Source organism: Pseudomonas sp. G1002 (genome assembly GCF_013385455.1).
Lineage (GTDB): Bacteria > Pseudomonadota > Gammaproteobacteria > Pseudomonadales > Pseudomonadaceae > Aquipseudomonas.
On the sequence record NZ_JACAPY010000024.1, the window covers coordinates 100,437 to 126,803 of the forward strand.

26 protein-coding genes are annotated in these 26,367 nt (G+C 62.3%); 7 read left to right on the forward strand and 19 right to left on the reverse strand.

Annotated features, from left to right (window positions below; translation table 11 throughout):
• Positions 1 to 60: 60 nt before the first annotated feature.
• Genes plsX through HX801_RS12805 form a run of 3 tightly spaced genes read right to left on the reverse strand, consistent with a single transcriptional unit; the run spans position 61 to position 1,799 of the window.
• The gene (plsX, locus tag HX801_RS12795) at positions 61 to 1,071 is read right to left on the reverse strand and encodes a phosphate acyltransferase PlsX (protein ID WP_080673274.1); all 1,011 of its coding nucleotides are present in this window, start codon (positions 1,069 to 1,071) and stop codon (positions 61 to 63) included.
• A gap of 4 nt (positions 1,072 to 1,075) precedes the next feature.
• Positions 1,076 to 1,258, reverse strand: a complete 183-nt coding sequence (rpmF, locus tag HX801_RS12800) for a 50S ribosomal protein L32 (protein ID WP_004371305.1) — start codon at positions 1,256 to 1,258, stop codon at positions 1,076 to 1,078.
• Positions 1,259 to 1,271: 13 nt separating this feature from the next.
• Entirely contained in the window at positions 1,272 to 1,799 is a 528-nt protein-coding gene (locus tag HX801_RS12805) for a YceD family protein (RefSeq protein ID WP_004371317.1), read from the reverse strand.
• 105 nt (positions 1,800 to 1,904) lie between these two features.
• On the opposite strand from HX801_RS12805, the gene HX801_RS12810 reads away from it, so the two are divergent.
• Complete coding sequence (locus HX801_RS12810; RefSeq protein ID WP_004371319.1) at positions 1,905 to 2,483, forward strand: nucleoside triphosphate pyrophosphatase; 579 nt, start codon at positions 1,905 to 1,907, stop codon at positions 2,481 to 2,483.
• A 129-nt stretch (positions 2,484 to 2,612) separates the two neighbouring features.
• On the opposite strand, the gene HX801_RS12815 is transcribed toward HX801_RS12810, so the two are convergent.
• Genes HX801_RS12815 through rluC form a run of 3 tightly spaced genes read right to left on the reverse strand, consistent with a single transcriptional unit; the run spans position 2,613 to position 5,235 of the window.
• Entirely contained in the window at positions 2,613 to 3,605 is a 993-nt protein-coding gene (locus tag HX801_RS12815; RefSeq protein WP_008434971.1) for a S49 family peptidase, read from the reverse strand.
• Positions 3,606 to 3,626: 21 nt separating this feature from the next.
• Complete coding sequence (locus HX801_RS12820) at positions 3,627 to 4,289, reverse strand: HAD-IA family hydrolase (protein WP_004371323.1); 663 nt, start codon at positions 4,287 to 4,289, stop codon at positions 3,627 to 3,629.
• On the reverse strand, positions 4,276 to 5,235 hold the full coding sequence (rluC, locus tag HX801_RS12825) for a 23S rRNA pseudouridine(955/2504/2580) synthase RluC (protein WP_004371325.1): 960 nt from the start codon (positions 5,233 to 5,235) through the stop codon (positions 4,276 to 4,278). The genes HX801_RS12820 and rluC overlap by 14 nt, the downstream gene beginning before the upstream one ends.
• Before the next feature lie 738 nt (positions 5,236 to 5,973).
• Between rluC and rne the strand changes: the two genes are divergently transcribed.
• Positions 5,974 to 9,246 (forward strand): ribonuclease E, encoded by a 3,273-nt coding sequence (gene rne / locus HX801_RS12830; protein ID WP_177022195.1) that lies wholly within the window; start codon positions 5,974 to 5,976, stop codon positions 9,244 to 9,246.
• A gap of 67 nt (positions 9,247 to 9,313) precedes the next feature.
• Here the strand turns inward: rne and HX801_RS12835 are convergent, their stop codons facing one another.
• From HX801_RS12835 to HX801_RS12880, 10 genes are all read right to left on the reverse strand, one after another.
• Entirely contained in the window at positions 9,314 to 9,901 is a 588-nt protein-coding gene (locus tag HX801_RS12835) for a nucleotidyltransferase family protein (protein WP_177022196.1), read from the reverse strand.
• Positions 9,898 to 10,884, reverse strand: coding sequence for an XdhC family protein (locus HX801_RS12840; protein ID WP_008434978.1), 987 nt, complete (start codon positions 10,882 to 10,884; stop codon positions 9,898 to 9,900). Before HX801_RS12840 ends, HX801_RS12835 begins: the two co-directional genes overlap by 4 nt.
• Before the next feature lie 150 nt (positions 10,885 to 11,034).
• A complete protein-coding gene (murB, locus tag HX801_RS12845; protein ID WP_177022197.1) occupies positions 11,035 to 12,054 on the reverse strand; it encodes a UDP-N-acetylmuramate dehydrogenase in 1,020 nt (339 codons plus the stop codon).
• A complete protein-coding gene (locus tag HX801_RS12850; protein WP_004371338.1) occupies positions 12,051 to 12,515 on the reverse strand; it encodes a low molecular weight protein-tyrosine-phosphatase in 465 nt (154 codons plus the stop codon). Before HX801_RS12850 ends, murB begins: the two co-directional genes overlap by 4 nt.
• On the reverse strand, positions 12,515 to 13,279 hold the full coding sequence (gene kdsB / locus HX801_RS12855) for a 3-deoxy-manno-octulosonate cytidylyltransferase (RefSeq protein ID WP_008434982.1): 765 nt from the start codon (positions 13,277 to 13,279) through the stop codon (positions 12,515 to 12,517). Before kdsB ends, HX801_RS12850 begins: the two co-directional genes overlap by 1 nt.
• Positions 13,276 to 13,461, reverse strand: coding sequence for a Trm112 family protein (locus tag HX801_RS12860; protein WP_003174668.1), 186 nt, complete (start codon positions 13,459 to 13,461; stop codon positions 13,276 to 13,278). Before HX801_RS12860 ends, kdsB begins: the two co-directional genes overlap by 4 nt.
• A 24-nt stretch (positions 13,462 to 13,485) precedes the next feature.
• Positions 13,486 to 14,496: a tetraacyldisaccharide 4'-kinase gene (gene lpxK / locus HX801_RS12865; RefSeq protein ID WP_177022198.1), complete on the reverse strand. Its 1,011-nt coding sequence runs from the start codon at positions 14,494 to 14,496 to the stop codon at positions 13,486 to 13,488.
• Positions 14,496 to 14,924: a biopolymer transporter ExbD gene (locus HX801_RS12870; protein ID WP_004371361.1), complete on the reverse strand. Its 429-nt coding sequence runs from the start codon at positions 14,922 to 14,924 to the stop codon at positions 14,496 to 14,498. Before HX801_RS12870 ends, lpxK begins: the two co-directional genes overlap by 1 nt.
• Positions 14,921 to 15,556 carry a MotA/TolQ/ExbB proton channel family protein gene (locus HX801_RS12875; RefSeq protein WP_004371363.1) on the reverse strand — a complete coding sequence of 212 codons (636 nt, stop codon included), beginning with the start codon at positions 15,554 to 15,556 and terminating at the stop codon, positions 14,921 to 14,923. The genes HX801_RS12870 and HX801_RS12875 overlap by 4 nt, the downstream gene beginning before the upstream one ends.
• Before the next feature lie 31 nt (positions 15,557 to 15,587).
• Positions 15,588 to 17,879, reverse strand: coding sequence for a DNA internalization-related competence protein ComEC/Rec2 (locus tag HX801_RS12880; RefSeq protein WP_177022199.1), 2,292 nt, complete (start codon positions 17,877 to 17,879; stop codon positions 15,588 to 15,590).
• Positions 17,880 to 18,026: 147 nt separating this feature from the next.
• Between HX801_RS12880 and HX801_RS12885 the strand changes: the two genes are divergently transcribed.
• On the forward strand, positions 18,027 to 18,542 hold the full coding sequence (locus HX801_RS12885; RefSeq protein WP_004371367.1) for a DUF2062 domain-containing protein: 516 nt from the start codon (positions 18,027 to 18,029) through the stop codon (positions 18,540 to 18,542).
• 3 nt (positions 18,543 to 18,545) lie between these two features.
• Here the strand turns inward: HX801_RS12885 and HX801_RS12890 are convergent, their stop codons facing one another.
• Positions 18,546 to 19,916, reverse strand: coding sequence for a sensor histidine kinase (locus HX801_RS12890; RefSeq protein WP_008434990.1), 1,371 nt, complete (start codon positions 19,914 to 19,916; stop codon positions 18,546 to 18,548).
• The gene (locus tag HX801_RS12895; protein ID WP_004371371.1) at positions 19,903 to 20,631 is read right to left on the reverse strand and encodes a response regulator transcription factor; all 729 of its coding nucleotides are present in this window, start codon (positions 20,629 to 20,631) and stop codon (positions 19,903 to 19,905) included. The genes HX801_RS12890 and HX801_RS12895 overlap by 14 nt, the downstream gene beginning before the upstream one ends.
• Before the next feature lie 205 nt (positions 20,632 to 20,836).
• On the opposite strand from HX801_RS12895, the gene HX801_RS12900 reads away from it, so the two are divergent.
• From HX801_RS12900 to HX801_RS12915, 4 genes are all read left to right on the forward strand, one after another.
• Positions 20,837 to 23,590, forward strand: coding sequence for a response regulator (locus HX801_RS12900; protein ID WP_008434994.1), 2,754 nt, complete (start codon positions 20,837 to 20,839; stop codon positions 23,588 to 23,590).
• A gap of 196 nt (positions 23,591 to 23,786) precedes the next feature.
• Positions 23,787 to 24,776, forward strand: coding sequence for a 2-hydroxyacid dehydrogenase (locus HX801_RS12905; protein WP_177022200.1), 990 nt, complete (start codon positions 23,787 to 23,789; stop codon positions 24,774 to 24,776).
• Between the two features lie 71 nt (positions 24,777 to 24,847).
• On the forward strand, positions 24,848 to 25,288 hold the full coding sequence (locus HX801_RS12910; protein WP_004371378.1) for a hypothetical protein: 441 nt from the start codon (positions 24,848 to 24,850) through the stop codon (positions 25,286 to 25,288).
• Entirely contained in the window at positions 25,285 to 25,689 is a 405-nt protein-coding gene (locus tag HX801_RS12915; protein ID WP_004371380.1) for an META domain-containing protein, read from the forward strand. The genes HX801_RS12910 and HX801_RS12915 overlap by 4 nt, the downstream gene beginning before the upstream one ends.
• A gap of 118 nt (positions 25,690 to 25,807) precedes the next feature.
• Here HX801_RS12915 and HX801_RS12920 read toward each other — a convergent pair whose 3' ends face one another.
• Positions 25,808 to 26,269, reverse strand: a complete 462-nt coding sequence (locus HX801_RS12920) for a TlpA disulfide reductase family protein (RefSeq protein WP_177019557.1) — start codon at positions 26,267 to 26,269, stop codon at positions 25,808 to 25,810.
• Between the last annotated feature and the right edge of the window lie 98 nt (positions 26,270 to 26,367).

Genomic DNA, 26,367 nt, shown 5'->3' on the forward strand with positions numbered 1-26,367 from the left:
ACAGATTGGATGGTCAATTGAACTGGCCGGTCACATTTAAGCATTTCCGGCCCGATTCGCCTAAGGCAACAGATCCTCAAGGCGGCCGTGCAAGCGTTGCGGCAGGTTTTCCTGGATCTCGATCAAGGCGCGCTGGATGGCACTTTGAAAACCCTGCACCCCCGCCGAACCATGACTTTTCACCACGATGCCCTGCAACCCGAGGAAACTCGCACCATTGTGCCGCGCCGGAGCCAGGTCAGCCTGCAAGCGCCGCATCAAGGGCAGCGCCAGGGCGCCCACCAGGCGTGACGCCAGGTTGCGCTTGAACAAGGCCTCGATGCGCGCAGCAATCATCGTCGCCAGGCCCTCGCTGGACTTGAGCAGGATATTGCCGACAAAACCGTCGCACACCACCACGTCGGCTTCGCCGCGGTACAGACCGTCACCCTCGACAAAGCCGATGTAGTTCAGGCCTCGCGCGCTTTGCAACAGCGTCGCCGCCAGCTTGACCTGCTGGTTGCCCTTGATGTCTTCGGTGCCGATATTCAGCAGCGCCACCCGAGGCCGGGCCACGCCCAGCGCTTCGGCCGCCACCGAGCCCATCAGGGCAAAGTGCAGCAGATGCTCGGCACTGCAATCGACGTTCGCCCCCAGGTCCAGCAACTGGCAATAGCCCTGCTGGGTCGGAATAGCCGCAACCATCGCCGGCCGGTCAATGCCCGGCAGGGTTTTCAGCACATGCCGGGACAACGCCATCAACGCCCCGGTATTGCCGGCACTGACACAGGCCTGGGCCTTGCCGTCGCGTACCAGCTCAAGCGCCACCCGCATCGAAGAATCAGGCTTGCCGCGCAAGGCCTGCGCAGGCTTTTCATCCATGGTGATGGTTTCGCTGGCCGGTGTAATAGTCAGGCGCGCGCGATCCACCGCCGGATGGCTGGCAATCAGTTCTTCAAGTAAGGAGGGTTGACCGACGAGGGTCAGGTGCAGCGAGGGCGTGGCAGACAGGCAAGCAATGCAGGCCTGAACAATGCTGCGGGGACCGAAGTCCCCGCCCATTGCGTCAATCGCGATGACTTGAGCAGACAAGTGATTACTCGTCAGCGCCCTTGTCGATCACTTTACGGCCACGGTATACGCCTTCTGGCGATACGTGGTGACGCAGGTGAACTTCACCGGTGGTTTTTTCTACAGACAGAGTGCTTGCCGTCAGGGCGTCGTGCGAACGACGCATGTCACGGGCAGAGCGGGATTTTTTGTTCTGCTGAACAGCCATAATTGATTAACTCCTAAACGTTTGGGTCACGCTTTAACTGCGCCAATACACTGAACGGGTTGGACCGCGTTACCTCGTCCTCGCTCGGTTCGGGCTCATCGAGACCCGCCGGCTGCTGGCATTCTTCCGGATGATGAGCAGGCACAATGGGCAAGGCGAGCAAAAGCTCCTCCTCGATCAGTGACTGCAGATCCAAAGGATCTTCGCCCAGTTCCAGCACGTCATAACCTTTCGGCAACGACTGGGTATTCGCACCCTCTTTCACCACAGCATAACTGCATTCGCTGTGGATCGGCAGGGTGACCAGCTCAAGACAACGCTGGCAAACCATTTTGACTTCGGTGTCGATAAAGCTGTGGATTACCACAGACTTACGTTCATCTCGTTCAAAAACGAATTTAGCCTGCACCGTACCGACAGTGTCGGAAAGCGGGTCGCAGAGTCTCTCCAAATCGGCCAGGAGCAGCTCACCTTGAAGGGTGGTGCCACGATCAGCCAATTTGCGCGGGTCAACGTGAGGTGGAATCGGGTCATTCAACATAGGCGCAGCATTATAGGGATGCACCCGGCCATGTCAAAGGAAATTCAGCCCTGTCCGTCACCGGGCCTCCCCGCTAGAATCCGCGACTGCCTTGAGGAGACGCCCATGCTGCCTTTATTACTCGCTTCCAGCTCGGTTTATCGCCGGGAATTGTTGAACCGCCTGCACCTGCCGTTCATCTGCAGCTCGCCGGATATCGACGAAAGCCACCGTCCGGACGAGTCCGCCGTGGAGCTGGTCAAGCGCCTGGCCGAGGAAAAGGCCCGCGCCCTGGCTGACAGCCATCCGGGCCACCTGATCATCGGCTCGGACCAGGTCGCCGCGCTCGACGGCCAGATCATCGGCAAGCCCCACACTTTCGAGAAGGCCCGTGAGCAACTGCTGGCGGCCAGTGGCAAGCGCGTCAGCTTCCTGACCGGCCTGGCTGTACTGAACAGCGCCACCGGCCATTGCCAGGTCGACTGCATCCCCTTCACCGTACACATGCGCACGCTGGACGCCGCACGCATCGAACGCTACCTGCGCATCGAGCAGCCCTACGACTGCGCTGGCAGCTTCAAGGCCGAAGGCCTGGGGGTGAGCCTGTTTCAAAGCACCGAAGGTCCAGACGCCACCAGCCTGGTCGGACTGCCGCTGATCCGACTGGTGGACATGCTACTGGCCGAAGGCGTACAGATTCCCTGAGAACATCACAAACAAATGTGGGAGCTGGCTTGCCTGCGATGCAGACACCTCGGTACATCAGTTGCACCGAGGTGATGCTATCGCAGGCAAGCCAGCTCCCACATTTCGAGCCATGTCGCGCTCAAGCTCTCAGCGCAGGGTCGGACCCTGGAAGCCCATGTATAGCGCCAGCTTCTCAGCCACGCTGGCACCCAGCTTCTTGGAGAAACGGTCAAACGGCGACTCCTGAACAGTGAAGTCCACCAGTTCTTTCTCGCCAATCACGTCCCGCGCCACCGAACTGGCACTGCCCAGGCCATCGATCAAGCCCAATGGCAGCGCTTGCTCGCCAGACCAGACCAGACCGGAGAACAGCTCCGGATGCTCCTTATCCTTGAGCCGGTCACCGCGCCCCTGCTTCACACTGGCAATGAACTGCCGATGAGTGGTATCCAGCACACCCTGCCAGAACTGGGTTTCATCCGCCTTTTGCGGCTGGAACGGGTCCAGGAACGACTTGTGCTCACCTGACGTGTAGGTACGACGCTCAACCCCGAGCTTCTCCATGGTGCCGACAAAGCCATAACCGGCCGCCGTCACACCAATCGAACCCACCAGGCTGGCCTTGTCGGCGTAGATCTGGTCGGCGGCACTGGCGATGTAATAGGCACCCGAAGCACCCAGGTCGGAAATCACTGCATACAGCTTGATGTCCGGGTGCAAGGCGCGCAGGCGACGAATCTCGTCGTACACGTAACCCGATTGCACCGGACTGCCGCCCGGGCTGTTGATGCGCAGGATCACAGCCTTGACCTTGGAGTCCTCGAAGGCCGCCCGCAGGCTGCTGACGATGTTGTCTGCACTGGCAGACTCCTTGTCGGCAATCACTCCGCGCACTTCGATCAACGCCGTGTAATTACCGCTTCGGGTGGCGCTCTTCTCCATGTCCATCAGCGGACTGAACAGCACCAGCATGCCCAACAGATAAATAAAGGTCAGAAGCTTGAAAAAGATCCCCCAACGCCGGGAGCGACGCTGCTCCTGGACACTGGCCAGCAGGGTCTTCTCCAGCAACTTCCAGCTTCTGTCATCGCCATTGTTATCGGCATTGGCCTTCTCAGGCGCTTTCCACTCATCGGTCATGCCATCCACCCCAGCAAAGACTTAATGGGCCCGGCTGAGCCAGGCCTGCAATTCAGAAAAACGGTCAATTGTCAGGCGCGGCTCGTAGGCCTGCAACGCCTGGGCAGATTGGGCGCCGTAGCTGACCGCCACGGAGTCCATGCCAGCATTACGCGCCATCATCAGGTCGAACGACGCATCACCCACCATCAACGCCTGCCGAGGCGACACGCCACATTGAGCGAGGATCTGCTCGAGCATCAGAGGGTGGGGCTTGCTGGCGGTTTCATCCGCCGCACGGGTGGCGTCGAAATAATCTTCCCAGCCATGGGCCTTGAGCACCCGGTCCAGGCCGCGACGGGCCTTGCCGGTCGCGACCGCAAGGTGATAACCGTCGGCGCGAAATGCTTCCATGGCCTGCGCCACGCCTTCAAACAGCGGCGAAGGCTGGGCATCGAGCGCCATGTAGTGATCGGCGTAGTGCTGACGAAACGCTATCAGCTCGTCATCACCAATCTCCGGGTACAGGGTGCGGATCGCTTCCGGCAGGCCCAGGCCAATAATGCCCTTGACCGCCAGGTCGTCGCACAATGCATAACCGGAACGGGTCGACGCAGCGTGCATCGACTCGACAATCCGACCAATGGAATTACACAGCGTGCCATCCCAGTCAAAGATCAACAGCTTGTAGTCAGGGTGCGACACTCAGGCGCTCCACGGTCTTGGCCCACATTTCATCGACAGGCGCTTGCAGCTTCAATTCGCCACCATCGGGCAGCGGCACGGTCAGCATGTAGGCGTGCAGGAACAGGCGTTTGCCACCCAGGTCGCGGATTTCCTTGGAGAAATCTTCATCGCCGTATTTGGTATCGCCGGCAATGCAGTGCCCCGCATGCAGGGTGTGCACACGAATCTGGTGGGTACGGCCAGTGACCGGCTTGGCCTCGACCATGGTGGCAAAGTCACCAAAGCGGCGCAGCACCTTGAACAGGGTCAGCGCCTCCTTGCCCTCCTCGTCCACCTCGACCATGCGCTCGCCGGAACGCAGGTTGCTCTTCTGCAACGGCGCGCGCACGCTCTTGATCGAAGTGGCCCAGTTGCCACGCACCAGCGCCATGTAGCGCTTGTCCACGCCATCACCGCGCAGGGCGGCATGCAGGTGGCGCAACATGCTGCGTTTCTTGGCGATCATCAACAGGCCGGAGGTGTCACGGTCCAGACGGTGGACCAGCTCCAGCTCCTTGGCATCCGGGCGCAACTGACGAAAGGCTTCGATCACCCCGTAGTTGAGGCCACTGCCACCGTGAACCGCGATGCCACACGGCTTGTTGATCACGATCAGTGCCTTGTCTTCGAAGACAATCGACGCTTCAAGGCGCTGCAACAAGCCCTGGGCCAGTGGGACCGGTTCGTCCCGCTCAGGCACCCGCACCGGCGGCACGCGGACGATGTCGCCCGCCTGCAGCTTGTACTCGGGCTTGATCCGGCCTTTGTTCACGCGCACTTCGCCTTTACGCAAAATGCGGTAAATCAAGGTCTTGGGCACGCCTTTGAGCCTGGCAAGAAGAAAGTTGTCGATGCGTTGGCCGGCATATTCCGGCGAGACCTCGAGCAGCTGGACGCTGGGGGTCTGGGGGGCGGTAGTCGTCATGGCGGCGATGATAACAATTTTTTATGGAATTGAAGCACTTAATCATTGCTGCTATAGTCGCGAACGCCGCCAAAAGCGGCCTGGACAGAGGACTAGCGGCAAACTGCCGGCCCTGACCATCGCAATTCATCAGGACGCGAGGCCGTCCTACGGGGCTTTCGCCACCCTGGAAGGCTCGAGATTGTAACAAGCGCAGGTGACATGAGGCCTGAAGCGAGTGCAAAAAGCAGAGTGATTACTCGCCTTTTGCGCCGATATTTACGGCCAGTTCACAAAGTGCAGTCAGTCTGGAGCCAGACCACGGCGAATGCTTCGGAAACAACGCCTGTTACGAGCTGAGTGAGAGCACAATCGCCCACACCCGGTCTTGTTTAGCCATGAGCGTGGACTCCCCATTGGAGAACACGGTAAATGCCAACCCGCTGCGGATTCTGCGCGCGGCAGCACCCGAATTATCAGGGATACGTGTAGGGTGGAGATGCACAACCGTCGGACTGTGTAGCACTAGGCTTATATTTAGACGCTTCATCTCGTCCACAGTCGCCGGTTGATTCCTCCTCCTGACTGAGTGCTTAAGTCACCACAGCAAGCAGGAAGCGTACGTCGCGATACCGCCCATTTTGGCGGGTATTGCTGGACACTGGAGTGGCCAACCACTCTTGACGCACCTGACACCGACCGTGAGAAGTCGTGTGTGCCGAACGCCGTTTCCGGCAGCCCGGAAACCGACGGTACAACATGAAAAGAATGCTGATTAACGCAACTCAACCCGAAGAGTTGCGTGTTGCACTGGTAGACGGCCAACGCCTCTACGACCTGGACATCGAGTCCGGTGCACGCGAGCAAAAGAAGGCCAACATCTATAAAGGCCGGATTACTCGCATCGAACCAAGCCTTGAGGCTGCCTTTGTCGATTTCGGCTCCGAGCGCCATGGTTTCCTGCCCCTCAAAGAAATCTCCCGCGAATACTTCAAGAAATCCCCTGAAGGCCGCGTGAACATCAAGGACGTCCTGAGCGAAGGCCAGGAAGTCATCGTTCAGGTAGAAAAAGAAGAACGTGGCAACAAGGGCGCCGCCCTGACCACCTTCATCAGCCTGGCGGGCCGTTATCTGGTCCTGATGCCGAACAACCCGCGTGCCGGCGGTATCTCCCGTCGCATCGAAGGCGAAGAGCGCAACGAACTGCGTGAAGCGCTGAACGGCTTGATCGCTCCGGCCGACATGGGCCTGATCGTGCGCACTGCCGGCCTGGGCCGCAGCAGCGAAGAAATGCAGTGGGACCTCGACTACCTGCTGCAGCTGTGGACCGCTATCAAGGAAGCGTCCCTGGATCGTTCCGCGCCATTCCTGATCTACCAGGAAAGCAACGTGATCATCCGCGCCATCCGCGATTACCTGCGCCAGGACATCGGCGAAGTGCTGATCGACAGCGTCGAAGCCCAGGACGAAGCCCTGACCTTCATCCGCCAGGTGATGCCGCAGTACGCCAGCAAGATCAAGCTGTACGAAGACAGCGTTCCGCTGTTCAACCGTTTCCAGATCGAAAGCCAGATCGAAACCGCTTTCCAGCGCGTCGTCGAACTGCCTTCCGGCGGCTCCATCGTGATCGACCCGACCGAAGCCCTGGTGTCCATCGATATCAACTCGGCGCGTGCCACCAAGGGTAGCGACATCGAAGAAACCGCCCTGCAGACCAACCTGGAAGCGGCTGAAGAAATCGCCCGCCAGCTGCGCCTGCGTGACATCGGCGGCCTGATCGTGATCGACTTCATCGACATGACCCCAGCCAAGAACCAGCGCGCCGTGGAAGAGAAAGTCCGCGAATGCCTGGAAGCTGACCGTGCCCGCGTACAGGTCGGCCGCATTTCGCGCTTCGGCCTGCTGGAAATGTCCCGTCAGCGCCTGCGTCCATCCCTGGGTGAAAGCAGCGGCATCGTCTGCCCGCGTTGCAACGGCACCGGCATCATCCGTGACGTTGAATCGCTGTCGCTGGCGATCCTGCGCCTGATCGAAGAAGAAGCCCTGAAAGACCGCACTGCCGAAGTGCGCGCCCAGGTGCCGATCCCGGTCGCTGCGTTCCTGCTCAACGAAAAACGCAACTCGATCACCAAGATCGAACTGCGCACCCGTGCCCGCATCGTCATCCTGCCGAACGATCACCTCGAGACACCGCACTTCGAAGTGCAGCGCCTGCGTGATGACAGCCCGGAAGCCCACGTCAACCAGTCCAGCTACGAAATCGCTGCTGCCGCTGCCGAAGTGGAAGAAGTCCAGCCAGCCGCTGCGACCCGCACCCTGGTTCGCCAGGAAGCCGCCGTCAAGACCGCGCCAGCCCGTGCCAACGCACCGGTTCCGGTCGAGGCAGCTGCGCCGGTTGCCGCACCAGCTGCCCTGCCTGAGCCAAGCCTGTTCAAGGGCCTGGTGAAGTCGCTGGTCAGCCTGTTCGCCACCAAGGAAGAGCCAGTGGCTCCAGTTGTGGTCGAGAAGCCTGTGACTGAACGCCCTGCACGCAATGAAGAGCGTCGCAACGGTCGCCAGCAGAGCCGCAATCGCAACGGTCGCCGTGACGAAGAGCGCAAGCCTCGTGAAGAACGTGCACCCCGCGAAGAACGCGCCCCACGTGAAGAGCGCCAACCGCGCGAAGCCCGTGAAGAAACACCAACCGTAGCCCGTGAAGAGCGTGCACCACGCGAAGAACGTGCACCGCGTGCTCCACGCGCTCCACGTGAAGACCGCAAGCCACGTGGCGAGCGTGAAGAACGCGTGCGTGAATTGCGCGAGCCGTTGGATGCCGCTCCAGCCGTAGCCGCTGCTGCTGCCACCGCTGCCACTGCTGAAGAGCGTCCAGCTCGTCAGCCGCGTGAAGAACGTGCGCCACGCCCTCCTCGTGAAGAGCGTCAACCACGTGCCGAGCAAGCGGCTCCAGCCGGTGAAGAAGAAGAGCTGCTGTCCAACGAAGACCAGCAACAGGAAGACGGCCAGGACAACGCCGAAGGCGATCGTCCACGCCGCCGCTCCCGTGGCCAGCGTCGTCGCAGCAACCGTCGTGAGCGTCAACGTGATGCCAACGGCAACGAAATCGAAGGCTCGGAAGAGACCGGCGAAGCCAACGCAGCCGCTACCGGCGAACCGACTGGCGCCGAACTGGCTGCCGGCCTGGCCGTTACCGCTGCTGTCGCCAGCTCGGTCATCAGCGCACCTGCTGAAGCCCAGGCCAACGAGCAAGCTGAAGCAGCCACCGCTGCCATCCAGGAAAACACTGTTGTAGAGACGCCAGCCGTCGAAGCGCCAGTGGTTGAAGCAACGACCCCGGTCGAAGCCCCGGTTGTTCCGGAAGTGGAAGTAGCGCCGGCTCGTCACGTTCGTGAAGTTCGCGAAGTTCGCGAAGTTCGCGAGCCTCAGCCTGAAGCTGAAGTGGTTGCCGAGCCTGCCGCTGTTGTTGAACAACAGCCCGTGGTTGAAGCCGCCGTTGAAGCACCGGTTGCCGAGCCAACCCCTGAAGTGCGTGAAGTTCGCGAAGAACAGACCGCCTTCCAGTGGTCTGCCGAACCTGCCCCGGTGGTTGAAGCGGTTGAAGCTCCAGCGCCTGCGCCAGTGGTCGAAGAAGCTCCAGTGCCAGTCGCTGAAGTGGTGGTCGCTGCTGAACCTGTTGCCGTTGTTGCCGAGCCTGCGCCAGTGGTTGAAGCGCCAGTGGTTGCCGAAGTGGCAGCCCCGGTGGTTGAAGCCGCTCCGGCCAGCGCCCTGACCGAAAATGGCCGTGCGCCGAACGACCCACGCGAAGTGCGTCGTCGTCGCAAGGAAGCTGAAGCGGCCGCCGCTGCTGCCAAGGCCGCTGCCGAAGCTGCTCCAGCCGTCGCTGAAGTTGCCCAAGCAACCCCTGCTCCGGTCACCGAAGCCGTGGTTGAGCACACTGCCCCTGCCATCGACGAGAACGTACGTTCCGTTGAAGAAGTGGTAGAGCACCACCCTAAGGCGCTGGAAGAAGAGCACGAGCCTAAACCCCTCGTCTGATTCCATCGGCCACTAAAAAGCCCCGCCTGAGTGATCAGGCGGGGCTTTTTTATGCCCGCTACATCAGTTAGCGGTAGTCCAACAACCCTGGCACATCGACGTCCCACAACACACCGGGATCATCGACTACGACTTCCTGCACCGAAGCCTTGGCAAATAACGGTTTTGCCCCGCGGTCTCCGGTCAGCGCGATCAAGGCCGGGCCGAATGAACGGCCAAACCCCACGGGGTGCCCGTACTGACCTGCATGCACCGGGGCGCTGATACCGTCTTCCTCCAGGCCTGCCATCACTTGCTCGATACTTGCCGGCAGGATAAACGGCATATCCCCCAACACCACCAGCCAACCAGCCGACGGCCCACTGGCCGCCACCGCTGCGGCGATGCTGTCACCCATGCCCGGCGAGCGCAAAAGCAATACTTCGCAACCGTGCACCTTAGCCAACCGAATCACTTCGGTGCGATCCGGTGACGTCACCAGCCAACGTCTCGTAGCCACAGGCGGCAGATTCACCAATACCTGCTCGATCACCGGCCGCGTGATGCCATCCCGGCCCACGCAGGGCGCCAGCAACTTGTCCTGATCGGCACCCGCCTCGGCCCGAAAACGACTGCCCTGCCCCGCTGCCAGGATGATTACGGCGATGCCCGTCAACTGACCGCTGCCTGCAACGGCTTTTTCTGCAGCAGATCGATCCCGTTCTTGATGGCGACGATTTCCGCCATCAACGACAAGGCGATTTCCGCCGGCGTATGGCTGCCGATATGCAGACCAATCGGCCCATGCAGCCGCGCAATGGCGTCCGCACTGAGCCCCAGTGCCGCGAGGTTTTCCCGGCGCTTCTGGCTGTTGACCCGCGAACCCAGCGCGCCTATGTAGAACGCCCGGGAATTGAGGGCCGTCAGCAACGCCATGTCATCCAGGCGCGGGTCATGGGTGAGCGCGACAATGGCAGTGCGTTCATCGGTCTGGATATTCAACACCGCTTCATCCGGCATACCCGGCACAAAGCGCCCGTGCTGCTCCTCCCAGCCATAAACAAACTCCTGGCGCGGGTCGCAGATCAGCACTTCGAAATCCAGCAACCGAGCCATTTCCGCCACATAACGTGACAGCTGGCCCGCGCCGATCAGCAGCAGGCGCCAGCGCGGACCGTAGATCGCGCGCAAACGCTCGCCGTTGAAGCTGACCACATCGGTCTTGCTCGCACCGCTCAACACCACCTCGCCGGTGGCCAGGTCCAACTCACGGGCGACAATCTCGTGGGCCTCACAGCGCGCCAGCAGTTCAGCTACCCAACCCGGATCACTCACCCGCTCTTCGGTGAGACGCAGGGTGCCGCCACACGGCAGGCCAAAACGCGCCGCTTCGTCCCGGGTGACACCGTAGGTGACAAGCTGCACCGGCGGCCCGTCGTCAGGCAGCCGACCGTCCTGCAACCGGGCGATCAAGTCGTCCTCGATGCAGCCGCCGGACACCGAGCCAATCACCACCCCGTCGCCGCGCAAGGCCAGCATCGCCCCCGGCGGACGCGGGGCGCTGCCCCAGGTCTGGACCACGCTGTACAGCACCACTCGCTGCCCGGCGAGACGCCATTCCAGCACGCTGCGTAATACATTCAGATCAACACTGTCCATCAGGCTTTCGCCTCCCGCCAACCTTGCAACTGATTTTGATAAACAGCATCTATGGGTTGATCAAAAATATCGGTAGTCAGCTAAGTTAACTCACCGGCAATAAAAAAGCCCTGCAATGCAGGGCTTGGTGCGTCAAAAAACAAGCTTAGTTCAATAGCGATTCGGCTCCATTTCCAGCACCACCTTGAAGCGCTTTTCGATGTCCTGCTGGATACGCAGCGCGAGCCCGGCAATGTCCTGGCCGCTGGCCGCGCCGTAGTTCACCAATACCAGTGCCTGCAAGCGATGCACGCCGGCATCGCCATCGCGAAAGCCTTTCCAGCCGGCCTTGTCGATCAGCCAGCCGGCGGCCAGTTTCATCTGCCCGTCGGCCTGGGGGTAAGCCACCAGGTCCGGGTATTGACGCTGCAACTCGGCAGCCAGTGCCTGGGACACCAGCGGGTTCTTGAAGAAACTCCCCGCATTGCCGAGCACCGCCGGGTCGGGCAGTTTCTCGCTACGAATGCTGCAAATCGCGCGGCTGACATCGCTGGGCGTGGCCTGCGCGATGCCTTGCTCGGTCAGGCGCTGTCGCACCGGCCCGTATTCAAGTTTCAGATGCACGGCGCGGCTCAGGGCAAAACGCACCCGCAGGATCAGCCAGCGCCCCACTTCGTGCTTGAACAGGCTGTCGCGGTAGGCAAAGTTGCACTCGGCCAGGCTGAAATCCCGTAGTTCGCCGGTCTGGCGATCAAGGGCGGTCAGGCCGCTGAATACATCCTTGATCTCTACACCGTAGGCGCCGATGTTCTGCATCGGTGCGGCGCCGACCGTTCCGGGAATCAGGCTGAGGTTTTCCAGGCCGGAAAAGCCCTTGGCCAGGGTCCACAGCACAAACGGATGCCAGGCTTCGCCCGCTTCGGCCTCAACCACGACCTGCACGCCATCGTCGTGCAACACCCGGATGCCCTGGCTGGCCATGCGCAGCACCAGTGCGTCAATATCCTGGGTCAACAGCAAGTTGCTGCCACCGCCAATCACCAGCAACGGCAGTTGTTGCTCGGCGGCACAGGCCAGGGCCTCACGCACGTCGGCGTCATTGTGGGCCTCGGCAAACAGCCGGGCACGCACGTCGATACCAAAGCTGTTGAACGGCTTGAGCGAAACCTGTGCCCGTACCTGCAAAGTCATAACCGGCCCTTCAATTCAATCACCAACAGGTCACAGGCGCGCTCGATCAGGTCGAGGACAGTTTCAAAGCCCTGGTCACCTTCGTAGTACGGGTCCGGCACTTCATCCACCACCGAGTCGTAGCGGCGCAGGAACAGGTCCAGGTCCGCCTTGCCCTGAGCCGGCTGCATGGCCTTGAGGTTGCGCAGGTTGCTCTGGTCCATGGCGAGGATCAGGTCGTAGCGGGAAAAGTCGGCACGCGACACCTGTTGTGCACGCTGGGCCGACAGGTCGTAGCCGCGTTGCAGCGCTGCACGCTGGCTGCGCTTGTCCGGTGGGTTGCCGACGTGCCAATCACCGGTACCGGCAGAGGCCACTTCAACCTGATCGGCCAGGCCGGCTTCGCGCAATTTGTGGCGCAGAACGCCTTCGGCCGTGGGCGAACGGCAGATGTTGCCCAGGCAGACGAACAGAACCTGCATCAGGCCCCCAGAAGGCGACGGACGCGCTCGAGGTCTTCAGGGGTGTCGACGCCCGCCGGCGGCGCTTCCAGGGCATCGCCCACATGAATGCGCACGCCGTGCCACAGGGCACGCAGTTGTTCCAGGGATTCGGTATTTTCCAGCCAGCACGGGCCCCAGCTCACGAAGTCGTGCAGGAAACCGGCGCGGTAGGCGTAGATGCCGATGTGGCGACGGTACGGCACGCCAGCCGGCAGCACGTCAGGCTGTTTGGCGAACGCATCCCGCGCCCACGGCAAGGTGGAGCGGCTGAAGGTCAGCGCCAGGCCATTGATGTCGCTGACCACTTTCACCACGTTGGGGTTGAACAGGGTCTCGATGTCTTCAATCGGCTCGGCCAGGGTCGCCATGCGCGCTTCGCCATGGGCTGCCAGGTTGGCCGCCACCTGATCGATCACGCTGGGCGGAATCAACGGCTCGTCACCTTGCACATTGACCACGATGGCGTCCGCCGCCAGGCCCAGCTTTGTGGCCACTTCGGCCAGGCGGTCGGTACCGGAGTTGTGGTCTTCACGGGTCAGCACCGCTTCGGCACCAAAGCCTTTGCAGGCCTCGATGATGCGCGGATCGTCGGTGGCCACCACTACCCTTTCGGCGCTGCTTTTGCAGGCCTGTTCCCACACCAGCTGGATCATCGGCTTGTTGCCGATCAGTTGCAGCGGCTTGCCGGGCAGGCGGGTGGAGGCGTAGCGGGACGGGATGACAACGGTGAAGGCGGTGGTCATTTATCCAGGCGCTCGTCGGTGGTCAGGGTGCGGGCTTCGCTTTCGAGCATTACCGGAATGCCATCACGAATCGGGTACGCCAGGCCGGCGCCCTTGCTGATCAGCTCGGTTTTGTCGGCGCTGAGCTTGAGCGGCCCCTTGCAGATCGGGCAAGCGAGGATATCGAGCAGTTTGGTGTCCATGAGTATGTCCTGGAGAGCAGCGTTTTAAGGCAAAAGGCGAGCGGGCAGCAAGCGCATCAACTGCGTGTCGAACCAGGCGATAAACGCCGGTGACGGTGCCGCGTCCACCGCAAGGTACCACCAGTCGGGCCTGGCAAAGGCGCGGCACTTCACCGCGTCCTTTTCAGTCATGACCAACGGCAGTGCCGGTGTGAAATTCAAGACCTCGGCGCTGTACGGCGCGTGGTCGGCAAAAGCATGGGGTATTGGGCGCCAGTGTAGCGTTTCAAGGGTGTTGAAGAAACGTTGCGGGTTGCCGATGCCGGCCACCGCATGTACCTGCTGCCCCACCGCGAAGTGTTCGACGGGTTTACGCTCGCCGGAATGCAGGTTGACCAGCGCGGCAGGCAACAGACGGAAGGCAAAGCCGTCGTCACGGTCAGAACCTGCGCCGTTGTAAAGCAGCGCATCGACGCTCTGCAAACGCTCGACCGGCTCACGCAACGGCCCCGCCGGCAGGCAGCGACGGTTACCCAGCCCGCGGGCGGCGTCAATCAACACCAGTTCCAGATCACGGGCCAGGCGGTAATGTTGCAGGCCGTCGTCGGAGAGGATCAGGTCGAGGGTTTCGCTGGCCAACAGCGCCTTCACGGCGCGGCTGCGGTCGGGGTCGATCATCAGCGGCACGCCGCTGCGCTGCACGATCAGCAAGGGTTCGTCCCCCGCCACCGCAGCGGTTTGATCGGCCTCTACGCGCCATGGAAACTGTGGCGGCTTGGCGCCATAACCGCGGCTGACCACACCGACGCGCAAACCACTGCGCTGGCAATGGTCGATCAGCCAGAGAATCATGGGCGTCTTGCCGGTGCCGCCCACCGTGATATTGCCTACCACCACGACCGGCACCGGCGACTGATAGATCTCGCCCTCGCCCGCCAGGAACCGTGCGCGCTTGCGCTGCACCACCCGGCGATAGAGGGATTCCAGCGGCTGCAATAACGCAAGTGCAGGATGGCCTTCGTACCAGGCCTTGAGCAAACGATCAGTCATGGCCATCAGGGTTGGCTCGCCGCCTCGACGGTGGTCATGCGCAAATGGCTGAAGCCGAGCTTGCCGGCAGCGTCCATCGCCGTGATGACGGCCTGGTGCTTGGTGTTGCCATCGGCGCTGATGGACAGTGGCAAGTTAGTGTCCCCACCAGACTCTTTTTGCAGCGCTTCCATCAGGCTGGCCAGGTCGTTTTTCTCCAGCAACTGGTTATTCACCGAGAACACGCCATCGGCGCTGATGGCGATGTCCAGTTGCTTGGCCTGCTGGTCTTCCGCCGGCGAACCGCTGACGGCTTCCGGCAGGTCGACGCGCAGCTGGGTTTCCCGGGTAAAGGTGGTGGTGACGACAAAAAACAGCAGCAGGATAAACACCACGTCGATCAACGACGCCAGGTTGATATCGACGTTTTCCCGTTGCTTGCGACGAAATTTCACGCGTTGCCCTCAACCAGGTCCACGTCACGGTCGCCCTGTACCACTTCCACCAGCTTGATGGCTTCCTGCTCCATGCCCACCACCAGTTCGTCGATGCGCCGTTGCAGGAAACGGTGGAAGAACACCGAAGGAATACCGACCATCAGGCCCGCCGCCGTGGTGATCAAGGCCTTGGAAATACCACCGGCCAGCACTGCGGCGTTGGTGGTCATGCCCGACCCCATGAATGAGCTGAAAATATCGATCATGCCCAGCACCGTACCGAGCAGGCCGAGCAACGGTGCCATGGCGGCGATGGTGCCCAGGGCATTGATGTAGCGCTCCAGCTCATGGATGACCCGGGCGGCGGCCTCTTCGATGCACTCCTTCATGATCTCGCGACCGTGCTTGGAGTTGGCGAGGCCGGCGGCGAGGATTTCACCCAGGGGCGAGTTGGCGCGCAGTTCCTTGAGTTTTGTCTTGTCGAGCTGCTTGTTCTTGATCCAGCCCCAGACCTGGCCCAGCAGGTGGTCAGGCGTTACACGGCTGGCACGCAGGGTCCATAGGCGTTCGGCGATGATGCCGAGTGCGGCGATGGAACTCAAAATGATCGGCAACATCATCCAGCCGCCGGATTTGACCAATTCCCACACAGTGAATGTCCCCTCGAAAAAGTGCGCCACTTTACCATAAGGGTCCGGTGGAAGGGCTGGCCTGCCCCAGAGCATCCTGACGCAGGGGCCGCTCTTTGGTAACGCTGTTTTGCGGCGGGCGCTCGCGCCAGAAACGCCGCTGGCTGCGCGCGGCCAGCGGCGGCTGGAACGTGCCCAGTTGCAGGCGGAGTGCGCCTTGCTCGGCACTGTCATAAATCGCGCTGCCCATGGCCTGGTAACGCTCCAGCACCTGTGGATGCGGGTGGCCAAACCCATTGCTGCGCCCCCGGGAAATCAACACGGCCTTGGGTGCCAGGCGCTGTAGAAAGGCCCATGACGACGAGCTGCGGCTGCCGTGGTGCGGCGCTTGCAGCCAATCGACAGGAGCGCCCATGGGAGTGGCCAGCAATGCCCGCTCGGCGTCATGGTCAATATCCCCGGTCAGCAACAAGCGCTCGCCATTGGCCTGCACCCGCAACACGCAGGACATCTGGTTACCGTCCGTCGCATCAGGCCATTGCCATAGCTCGAACCTCACGCCGTCCCACTCCCACTGCTCGCCGCTGACACACGCCTGGGTACCGAGCGAGGCCGGCAGCCGTGCCGTCTCACCGCCCACCACACGCTTGACCGGCAACCCATGGGCGACGGCCAACGCGCCGCCGGCATGATCGGCATCGGCATGACTGAGCAGCATCACGTCCAGCTCTGCGACCCCCAGCTTGCGCAACGCAGGCAATACGACACGCGCGCCAAGATCGAACTCACCGGAGCGCGGCCCGGCGTCATACAGCAGTACATGGTTGCGGGTACGCAGGATGATCGCCAACCCCTGGCCGACATCCAGCTGCACCACCTCGACCAGCCCATGAGGTATCGACTCCCGCGGCGGGAACACTGCCAGCAGCAACATCGGCCAGCCCAGCAGCCGAAACGGGACGCCCTTGGGCAGCAATAACAGCACCGCCCCCAGCAGGCTCACCAGCCAATAGCCAATGGGCACTTGCGCCGGTATCCAGGCCGGCAAGTACTGCGCCAGCAGCGCCAAGGCCTTGAACAGCCCGTCCAGTGTGCCGCCCGCCAGCCATAACAACCCCTCTCCTATATAAGGCAGCGGCAATAACACCGTACCCAGCAAGGCCAGGGGCAGCACCACCAGGCTGATCCACGGCACCGCAACCAGGTTGGCCAGCGGCCCGCTCAGGCTGATGGGCAGGCCGAGCACCAGCAGCAGCGGAAACAGGCCGATGGCAATCATCCATTGGGCGCGGGTCCAGGCTTGCCACAAGGGCCAGGGGCCCAATCGGCCACTGAACGCCAAAATCAGCACCGCAACAGCCGCAAAAGACAACCAGAACCCCGGCTGCAGGCTGGCCAGCGGTTCGAGGATCAGCACCGCGTCCAGCGCCAGCAACAGCGGCCACCAGATTCCCAGGTGACGAAACCGCAGACGCCACAGCAACACCAGGCCCACCATCACGCAGGCCCGTTGCACCGGCACCTCGAAACCTGCCAGCAGGCCGTAGCCCAGCGCTGCAGCAAACGCCAGGCCGCAGGCCCAGGGCAGCCACGGCAAAGGTTTTGGCCACCCCCCGTAGCGCGCAAGCCCGGCGACCAGGCCATAGATCAACCCCGCCAGCAGGCCGATGTGCTGCCCGGATATCACCAGTAAATGCACGGTGCCAGTGGCTTGCAGGACCCGCCAATCCTCGGCGGCCAACCCGGAACCATCGCCGAGCACCAGCGCCGCCAGGCCCGCCTCTCGCCCCTGGGCATCCACTGCCAGCAGCCGCTGGCGAATCCCGTCGCGCCAGGCATGTCGTGGCGGTGCCAGCAGTTGGCCGTCCTTGACCGAGCCGGTGGCGCCAATCCGCTGGGCCAGCAGCCAGGCTTCATAGTCAAAGCCATCGGCATTGAGCAATCCGGAAGGACGCTTGAGAGTCACCGCCAGTCGCCAGCGCTCACCGCTCTTAACCGGTGGGCCGCCGCGCCAGGACACGCGAATGCGCTTGGGAAGCAGGTCCTTGCGTGACCGGCTGTCGGTCAGTTCGAAGCGCACACCGTCGCCCATCTGCTGCGGTAACCCGCTGACACGCCCTTCCACCCAGCGGGTCTGGCCATCCAGATGCGGGGCCAACCGGTCATCCAGCGCCCACTGCGCGCTGAGGCATGCCCAGCCCAGGCCAAGCAGGAAAAACCCCAGCGGATAGGTACGAAAAGGCAACAGCATCAGGGCCAGCACCGGCATCAGCAACAGCCAGCCGCCGGACGGCAACGCGGGTAAAAAACGCAAGGCGAGCAGCCCCAGCGCGAGTGCGAACATCCCTGTTCTCATGGATCTTTCCTTGAAAGCGACCCATTGAGTCTTAGCCGGGCTAGCGGTGTGGCCTATTATTATTTGTCACAAAGTCTGAATTTCACGTTCGTGGAATGCGGGCATACTTGCCCCTCGAACTGACCTGGACCCCTTATGCCACGGCGCTTATTCAAACGGTACATGCCCGATCCGACCAGCATTCGGGAACACAAGTCCTTACGCTTTCTCGGCAAGTTGCTGCATGACCCGAATCTCTGGCACCTCAATCGGCACTCGGTCGCGCGGGCCATGGCCGTTGGCCTGTTCGCGGCATTCATCCCCATTCCCTTGCAGATGCTGCTGGCAGCGGTCCTCGCCATCAGCGTGCGCGGCAACATGCCGATTGCCGTGAGCCTGGTCTGGCTGACCAACCCGATTACCATGCCGCCGGTGTTTTTCTGCACCTACATGACCGGGGCCTGGCTGATGAATGTGCCACCCCGCAGCATGCCCGACGAGCTGACCTGGGAATGGATCAGCGGGCAGTTGTCGACGCTGTGGCAACCGTTCCTGCTGGGCTCGGTAGTACTGGGGCTGGTGATGGCGGTGCTGGGTTATTGCCTGACCATGGGCTATTGGCGCTGGTGGGTGGCCCGCCAGTGGAAAAAACGCAAACAGCGCAGGTTGTAACCGTTAGCGCGCCAGCAAGCGCATGTGCACACGCAAACCCTGGCCGGTATTTTCCGCCCACAGGCTGCCGTCCTGACGCTGCACAGCGTTGCGCGCAATGCTCAAGCCCAGGCCAAAGCCGCCGTCGCCGGGCCTTGAGCCGTCCAGTCGGGTGAATGGCGCAAAGATTCGCTCCAACTCCACCTCATCGATCCCGCCGCCCTGGTCTTCCAGCCACAAGTGCCAGTGATCCCCCTCACGCTGCCCGCCCAATTGCACCGTTCCGTCTTGCGCAGAGTGCCGGATGGCATTGCGCAGGATGTTCTCCAATGCCTGGGCCAGCAGGTTCAGATGACCGCGCACCCAGCAGTCGGCCCCCAGCTCGCACTGCAAGCGTGAAGCCGGCCAGCCACTTTCAAAACAGGCGTTTTCCCGGAGCATGTCCCACAGCGCCTGCACCTGGATGTCTTCCTTGGGCAACGGCGCGCGTTCGGTGTCGAGCCAGGCCAGTTGCAGGGTGTCGTCCACCAGGCGCTGCATGCCGTCGATTTCCCTCCCGAGGCGCTCGCGCAGCTGGGTCAGGTCCTGCTCGCTGTCACTGGCCACACGCAGGCGGCTCAACGGTGTGCGCAACTCATGGGACAAATCCCGCAGCAGTTGCTGTTGCAGGGCCACGGTGCCTTGCAGGCGTTCAGACATCTGGTCAAACGCGCGGCCCAATTCCCCCAGTTCATCCTGGCGGCTGGTGGTGTCGCGGGAAAGCCGGGTGCCCAGTTGATCGGCACGCCAGGCGTTGGCCTGCTCTCGCAGGTGGTTGAGAGGCATGATCAACAGCCGGTAGAGGCCGATGCACAGCAGCAGGGTGAACAGGCCGGGAATCACGCCATTGGTGACGATCCGCCAGAACAGCTGGTTTTGCCCGGGCATGAAACGCCGCGGCAACTCGATCACCAGGGAGCCCGCACCCGGGTCGAGCGGGAACGGGATTTTCAACCACGGCAGGCCCTTGGCATGCCGGCTGACGGGCCAGTCCAGGCCGCGCAGGAAGGTCAGGCGCTGGCTCTCCTTGTCCGTCAGTGGGTAGCTGCTCAGGGATTGCAGGTCGTTGCCGATGACCCCCACCCAGGTGCGCTCGCGCTGGCCCAGGGTGTGCAACCATTCGTCCACACCGGCGTTGCCGCCCTTGTTCCAGGCCAGTTCCGCGCCAGCGGCATAACCGCTCAGGGTGGCGCGGGCCTCGCTGGACAGAAAGGCATTCTGCTCTTCCATATACCGGCCCCATGACCAACTGAGCCAGATCATCAGCAAGCAAAACGCGATCAGCAGGCAGGCCAGTTTCCAGAATAACGAATGCTTGCCCGGCAGCCGTTTGAACGCGGCTTTAAAGCCCGTCATCGTGACCGCTCAACACATAGCCCTTGCCCCACACCGTGCGCACTTCCCGCTCGCTGTAGCCGACAGCCTTGAGCTTGCGACGAATCTGGCTGATGTGCATGTCCAGGCTGCGGTCATGGGGCGCATAGCCGCGCTGGAACACATGCTGGTAGAGGAAGGCTTTGCTGAGGACTTCTTCGGCGTTGCGGTGCAGGGTTTCCAACAGGCGATATTCGCTGCGGGTCAGGCCGGCCCACTGCTCCCGGTGAAACACATCACACAGCTCGTCATCGAAACGCAGGCTGCGGGCATCGCCGCGCACCGCCGCCAGGGCCGGCAACGGCCGCCGGTCCAGGGCGACCCGGCGCAGGATCGCTTCGATGCGCACCCGCAACTCGGCCATGCTGAACGGCTTGGGCAGGTAATCGTCGGCCCCCAGGCGAAAACCGCTGATGCGATCGGCTTCGGCCCCCAGGGCCGACATCAGGATCACCGGCATCGAATGGCTCTGGCGCAAATGCGTGAGCACCGACAACCCGTCCATGCCCGGCAGCAGGATGTCCATCAACACCACGTCGAAGCGCTGATCGCGGGCCATTTGCAGGCCCTGCTGGCCATTCTGGCACCAGGTCACCTGGAAGCCACAGAGGCCCAATTGCTCATGGACATAGGCGCCAAGCACAGGATCGTCTTCAATCGCCAGGATACTGGGTAAGCCAAGTGCTGCGGGATTCATTAGCGTCTGCAAGTCATTCTCAATGACTGATTATTCAAGATTGCCCCCCCATGAGCAACCGCCGCCGGGCGTCCGGCGGCCCAAGGTTTGCCTCAGGTCATTAATTTTGCAAGATTCCCCGCCGCGCAAATGGCTACACTGCGCAGGTGGCGCGGGCCGGATGCCTGCGTGGAATTCGACAACAGTGTGGTAGCAGGAGAGTGGCGTGCTTAAAAGAATGGGGATAAAAGGCCGCGTACTGTTGCTGACCTTATTGCCTACCAGCCTGATGGCGTTGCTGCTGGGCGGGTACTTCACCTGGATGCAGCTTTCGGAGTTGCAGTCGCAGTTGCTGCAACGCGGCGAGATGATCGCCGAGCAACTGGCGCCGCTGGTGGCCCCGGCCCTCGGCACCAGGAACACCGACCTGCTGGAACGCATCGCCACCCAGTCCCTGGAACAAACCGATGTGCGCGCCGTATCGTTCCTCGGGCCCGACCGCACGCCCCTGGCCCACGCCGGGCCGACCATGCTCAACCAGCCGCCCATCGGCAACAGTTCGCACCTGTTGCAGCGCACCGGCAATGACGCCACCCGTTATCTGCTGCCGGTGTTCGGCCGCCATCGCAACCTCGCCGGTGAACTGATCCCGGATGAATCCGACCGCCTGCTCGGCTGGGTCGAGCTGGAACTGTCCCACAACGGCATGTTGCTGCGTGGCTACCGCAGCCTGTTCGCCAGCCTGCTGCTGATCGCCATCGGCCTGATCTGCACGGCAGCCCTCGCCTTGCGCATCAGCCGTACGATCAACTCACCGATCGGCCTGATCAAACAGGCCGTCGCGCAACTCAAGGACGGCAATCTCGAAACCCGCTTGCCACCCCTGGGTAGCCAGGAGCTGGATCACCTGGCCTCGGGCATCAACCGCATGGCCGAGACCCTGCAAAACGCCCAGGAAGAATTGCAACACAGCATCGACCAGGCCACCGAAGACGTGCGGCAAAACCTCGAAACCATCGAGATCCAGAACATCGAGTTGGACCTGGCCCGCAAGGAAGCCCTGGAAGCCAGCCGCATCAAGTCGGAGTTTCTGGCCAACATGAGCCATGAAATCCGCACGCCGTTGAACGGCATCCTTGGTTTCACCCATTTGTTGCAGAAAAGCGAACTGTCACCGCGCCAACTGGATTACCTGGGCACCATCGAAAAATCCGCCGATAACCTGCTGGGCATCATCAACGAAATCCTCGACTTCTCGAAAATCGAGGCCGGCAAGCTGGTGCTCGACAGCATCCCGTTCAACCTGCGGGACTTGCTGCAAGACACCCTGACCATCCTCGCCCCGGCCGCCCACGCCAAACAGCTGGAGCTGGTGAGCCTGGTCTACCGCGACACGCCGCTCGCCTTGGTGGGTGACCCGCTGCGGCTCAAGCAGATCCTCACGAACCTGGTGAGCAACGCGATCAAGTTCACCCGCGAAGGCACCATCGTTGCCCGCGCCATGATTGAAGACGAACAGGAAGACAGCGTACAACTGCGCATCAGCGTGCAGGACACCGGCATCGGCCTGTCGAACCAGGATGTGCGGGCGCTGTTCCAAGCGTTCAGCCAGGCGGACAATTCGCTGTCACGCCAACCCGGCGGGACCGGCCTTGGACTGGTGATTTCCAAGCGCCTGATCGAACAGATGGGCGGTGAGATCGGCGTCGACAGCACGCCGGGAGAAGGCTCGGAATTCTGGATCAGCCTGAACCTGCCGAAAACCCGTGACGATATCGAAGACCTGCCCTCCGCGCCGCTGCTGGGCCGGCGCGTGGCGGTGCTGGAAAACCACGAGCTGGCGCGCCAGGCCCTGCAACATCAGCTGGAAGACTGCGGCCTGGAAGTCACCCCGTTCAACAGCCTGGAAAGCCTGACCAACGGCATCACCAGCGCCCACCAGACCGAACAGGCGATTGACCTGGCCGTGCTGGGCATCACCGCCAATGACATTCCGCCGGAGCGTTTGAACCAGCACCTGTGGGACCTCGAACACCTGGGCTGCAAGGTACTGGTGTTGTGCCCGACCACCGAACAGCTGCTGTTCAACCCCTCGGTGCCCAACCCCAACAGCCAGTTGCAGGCCAAGCCCGCGTGCACCCGCAAACTGCGTCGCGCCCTGGCCGACCTGATCAGCCCGCGCCCGCTGCGCAGCGAACCCGGCGAGCCCCTGTCCAGCCGCGCGCCGCGGGTGCTGTGTGTCGACGACAACCCGGCCAACCTACTGCTGGTGCAAACCCTGCTGGAAGACATGGGCGCCAAGGTCCAGGCGGTGGAAAGCGGTTACTCGGCCATCGAGGCAGTGAAGCAGGAAGCCTTCGACCTGGTGCTGATGGACGTGCAGATGCCGGGGATGGACGGTCGCCAGAGCACCGAGGCAATCCGCACGTGGGAAAGCGAACGCCATGGCACACCGCTGCCCATCGTCGCGCTGACGGCCCATGCGATGGCCAACGAAAAACGCGCCCTGCTGCAAAGCGGCATGGATGATTACCTAACCAAACCCATCAGCGAACGGCAACTGGCCCAGGTGGTGTTGAAATGGACCGGGCTGGCCCTGCGCAACCAGGGCCCGGACCGTGGCACCGAAAGTTTCGGGCATGCCACGCAATTGCCGGTACTGGACCATGAAGAAGGTTTGCGCCTGGCGGCCGGTAAGGCGGATCTGGCGGCAGACATGCTCGCGATGCTGCTGGCCTCGCTGGAAGCGGACCGTGAAGCGATTCGCGTCGCCCGTGACGCCAATGACCGCAACGCCCTGATCGAACGGGTGCACCGCCTGCACGGCGCCACCCGGTATTGCGGCGTGCCGCAACTGCGTGCGGCCTGCCAACGGGCCGAGACCCTGCTCAAGCAGGACGACGCCAAGGCCATGCCGGCCCTGGATGAACTGGACATGGCGATTGCCCGGCTGGCCAGCGAGGCGCGGGTCAGCGCGTAAACTTTCGGGGCAATGTGGCGAGGGAGCTTGCTCCCGCTGGGCTGCGCAGCGGCCCCAAAATCCTGGGAGCGCTTCGCACTCCAGCGGGAGCAAGCTCCCTCGCCACAGTAAGCTTCCTCACCACAGCAGGCTCACTCACCACAGACAAGCCCCCTCGCCACAAAATCAGCTTTCCATCATCAAGAAGGAATATTTGATGCGCATCATCCTCTTCAGCAGCCAGACCTACGACCGCGACAGCTTTCTCGCCCAACCGCTGCCCGAAGGCATGCAGCTGCAATTCCAGCCGGCCCGGCTGAACCTCGACACCGTGGCCCTGGCCGAACACCACGAAGTGGTCTGCGCCTTTATCAACGATGACCTCAGCGCCCCGGTGCTGGAGCAGTTGGCCAGCGGCGGCACCCGCCTGATCGCCCTGCGTTCCGCCGGTTACAACCATGTCGACCTGCCCGCCGCCAAGCGCCTGGGCCTGACCATCGTGCGGGTGCCGGCCTACTCGCCCCATGCGGTGGCCGAACATGCGGTCGCGTTGATCCTGGCCCTCAATCGCCGCCTGCACCGAGCCTACAACCGTACCCGCGACGGTGACTTCAGCCTGCACGGCCTGACCGGGTTCGACCTGGTGGGCAAGACCGTCGGCGTGGTCGGCACCGGGCAGATCGGCGCCACATTCGCCAAGATCATGGCCGGGTTCGGCTGCCAGCTGCTGGCCTACGACCCCTACCCCAATCCGCAGGTCGAGGCCCTTGGCGCCCGGTGTGTGAGCCTGCCGCAGTTGCTGGGCGAGTCACAGGTCATCAGCCTGCATTGCCCGCTGACGGCGGACAGCAAACACCTGATCAACGCCCAAAGCCTCGCCCATATGCAGCCCGGCGCGATGCTCATCAACACCGGGCGCGGCGGCCTGGTGGACACCCCGGCGCTGATCGACGCACTCAAGGACGGCCAGCTCGGCTATCTGGGGCTGGATGTATATGAAGAAGAGGCCCAGCTGTTTTTCGAAGACCGCTCGGACCTGCCCCTGCAAGACGACGTATTGGCGCGCCTGCTGACCTTCCCCAATGTGATCATCACCGCGCACCAGGCCTTCCTGACCCGCGAGGCGCTGGGGGCGATTGCCGGCACCACCCTGGCCAACATCGCGGCGTGGGCTGGCGGGCAGGCGCAAAACCTCGTCGAAGGATGATCAGCGGTCACATAGCCGCGCCATGATGGGTAGCGGCGCATGATAGGATGCCGCGCCTATTTGGAGGATCCATGGCCGAACACGATTTCCGCTTCAGCTTGCTGAGCCCGCAACACACCCTGATCGAATGCCGGGCCCTGGTGCCGGGCCGTTATCAAGTCACCGGCAACGGTGGCTCGATCAAGAACGGCGACGTTCTGATCGTCACCCTGCGCGGCAGCAAAACCCTGTCGATGCGCCTGACCGTCGAAGGCGATGCGCGCTACTCCATCCGCCCGGCGGGCCAGTGGGTCGCCATGGCCCAGGGGCCGAAATTCGGCGAACTGGAGATTCACACCTGGAAGGTCAACTGCGACAGCTGCGACAACGTGCTGGAGTTTGAATTCGCGGTGGAAACCAAGCTGACCAAGGAACCGCTGCAACCGGCCGCCACTGCACGGGTTACCGAGTTGGGCTGGGCCACCCTGGGTGACAAGCACCGCTGCCCGAAATGCCAGCAGGCCGCGCAATGAAAGCCCTGCTGATGCTGGCCGTGCTGGGTGCAGGCCTTGCGGGCTGCGCCAGCGACGAGGTCAAGCTCAAGCAGGATCACAGCTACGTGGTGGAATGGATCGGTGAGCGGCCGCTGATGGATTACGCCCACCTGACCGTAACCCTCGGCGCCGATGGCCGGGCCTATGGCAATGGTGGCTGCAACCATTGGTTTGCGCCCTACACCCTGGACGGCGACAAGCTGAGCTTCGGCAAGGTCGGCAGCACCCGCAAACTCTGCGCCGAAGCGCTGATGGAGCAGGAGCACCGCTTCTTCCAGGCCCTGCAGGGCGTGCAGCGCTGGGACATTTCGCCGATCGAACAGACCCGCTTCTGGCCGGCGGATGGCAAGCCGTTGCGGTTGTGGCTGGAAGAAGGCTGATCTGTAAGGCGCAGCAGGTCTAAATGTGGGAGCGGGCTTGCTCGCGAAAGCGGTGGATCAGTCGATGTATCCGGTGACTGCCACACCGCATTCGCGAGCAAGCCCGCTCCCACATTTTTTATCCGCGCAACGCCTTGAGCTTGGCCAACACCCCTTCCGCCGTCTGCTCACCCATCAGTTGCTCACGCACCTTGCCCTTGTCATCAATGATGTAGGTCACCGGCAGGGCTTCACTGCGGGGAATATCGAAGATCCCGTCCGGGTTCTGCGCCAGTACGGTGAACTTGATGCCCAACTTCTCGCTGGCGCTCTTGAGCTCGTCACCCTGGACGTTGTCGAAATTCACCCCGAACACCCCCACAGACTGGCCCTTGAGCTGTTCGGCCAAGGCGTTGAGTTCTGGGATTTCGGTACGGCACGGGCCACACCATTCGGCCCAGTAGTTAACCACCAGCCATTGCTTGTCCAGGCGTTCGGCGGCCACTTTCTGACCATATTGGTCAACGCCATAATCATTGCCACAGCCGCTGAGCAGCAGTGTGCCGATGATTGCCAATGCGCCTAACAGTCGCCTCGTCATGGGGTAATCCTTCGTAAAAATGAACGTTGGCTGCGGCCTATCGCCTCTCATGGTTTAAGGACGCGGCGCAGCGCGGGTAGAATACCCGCCACCTTACG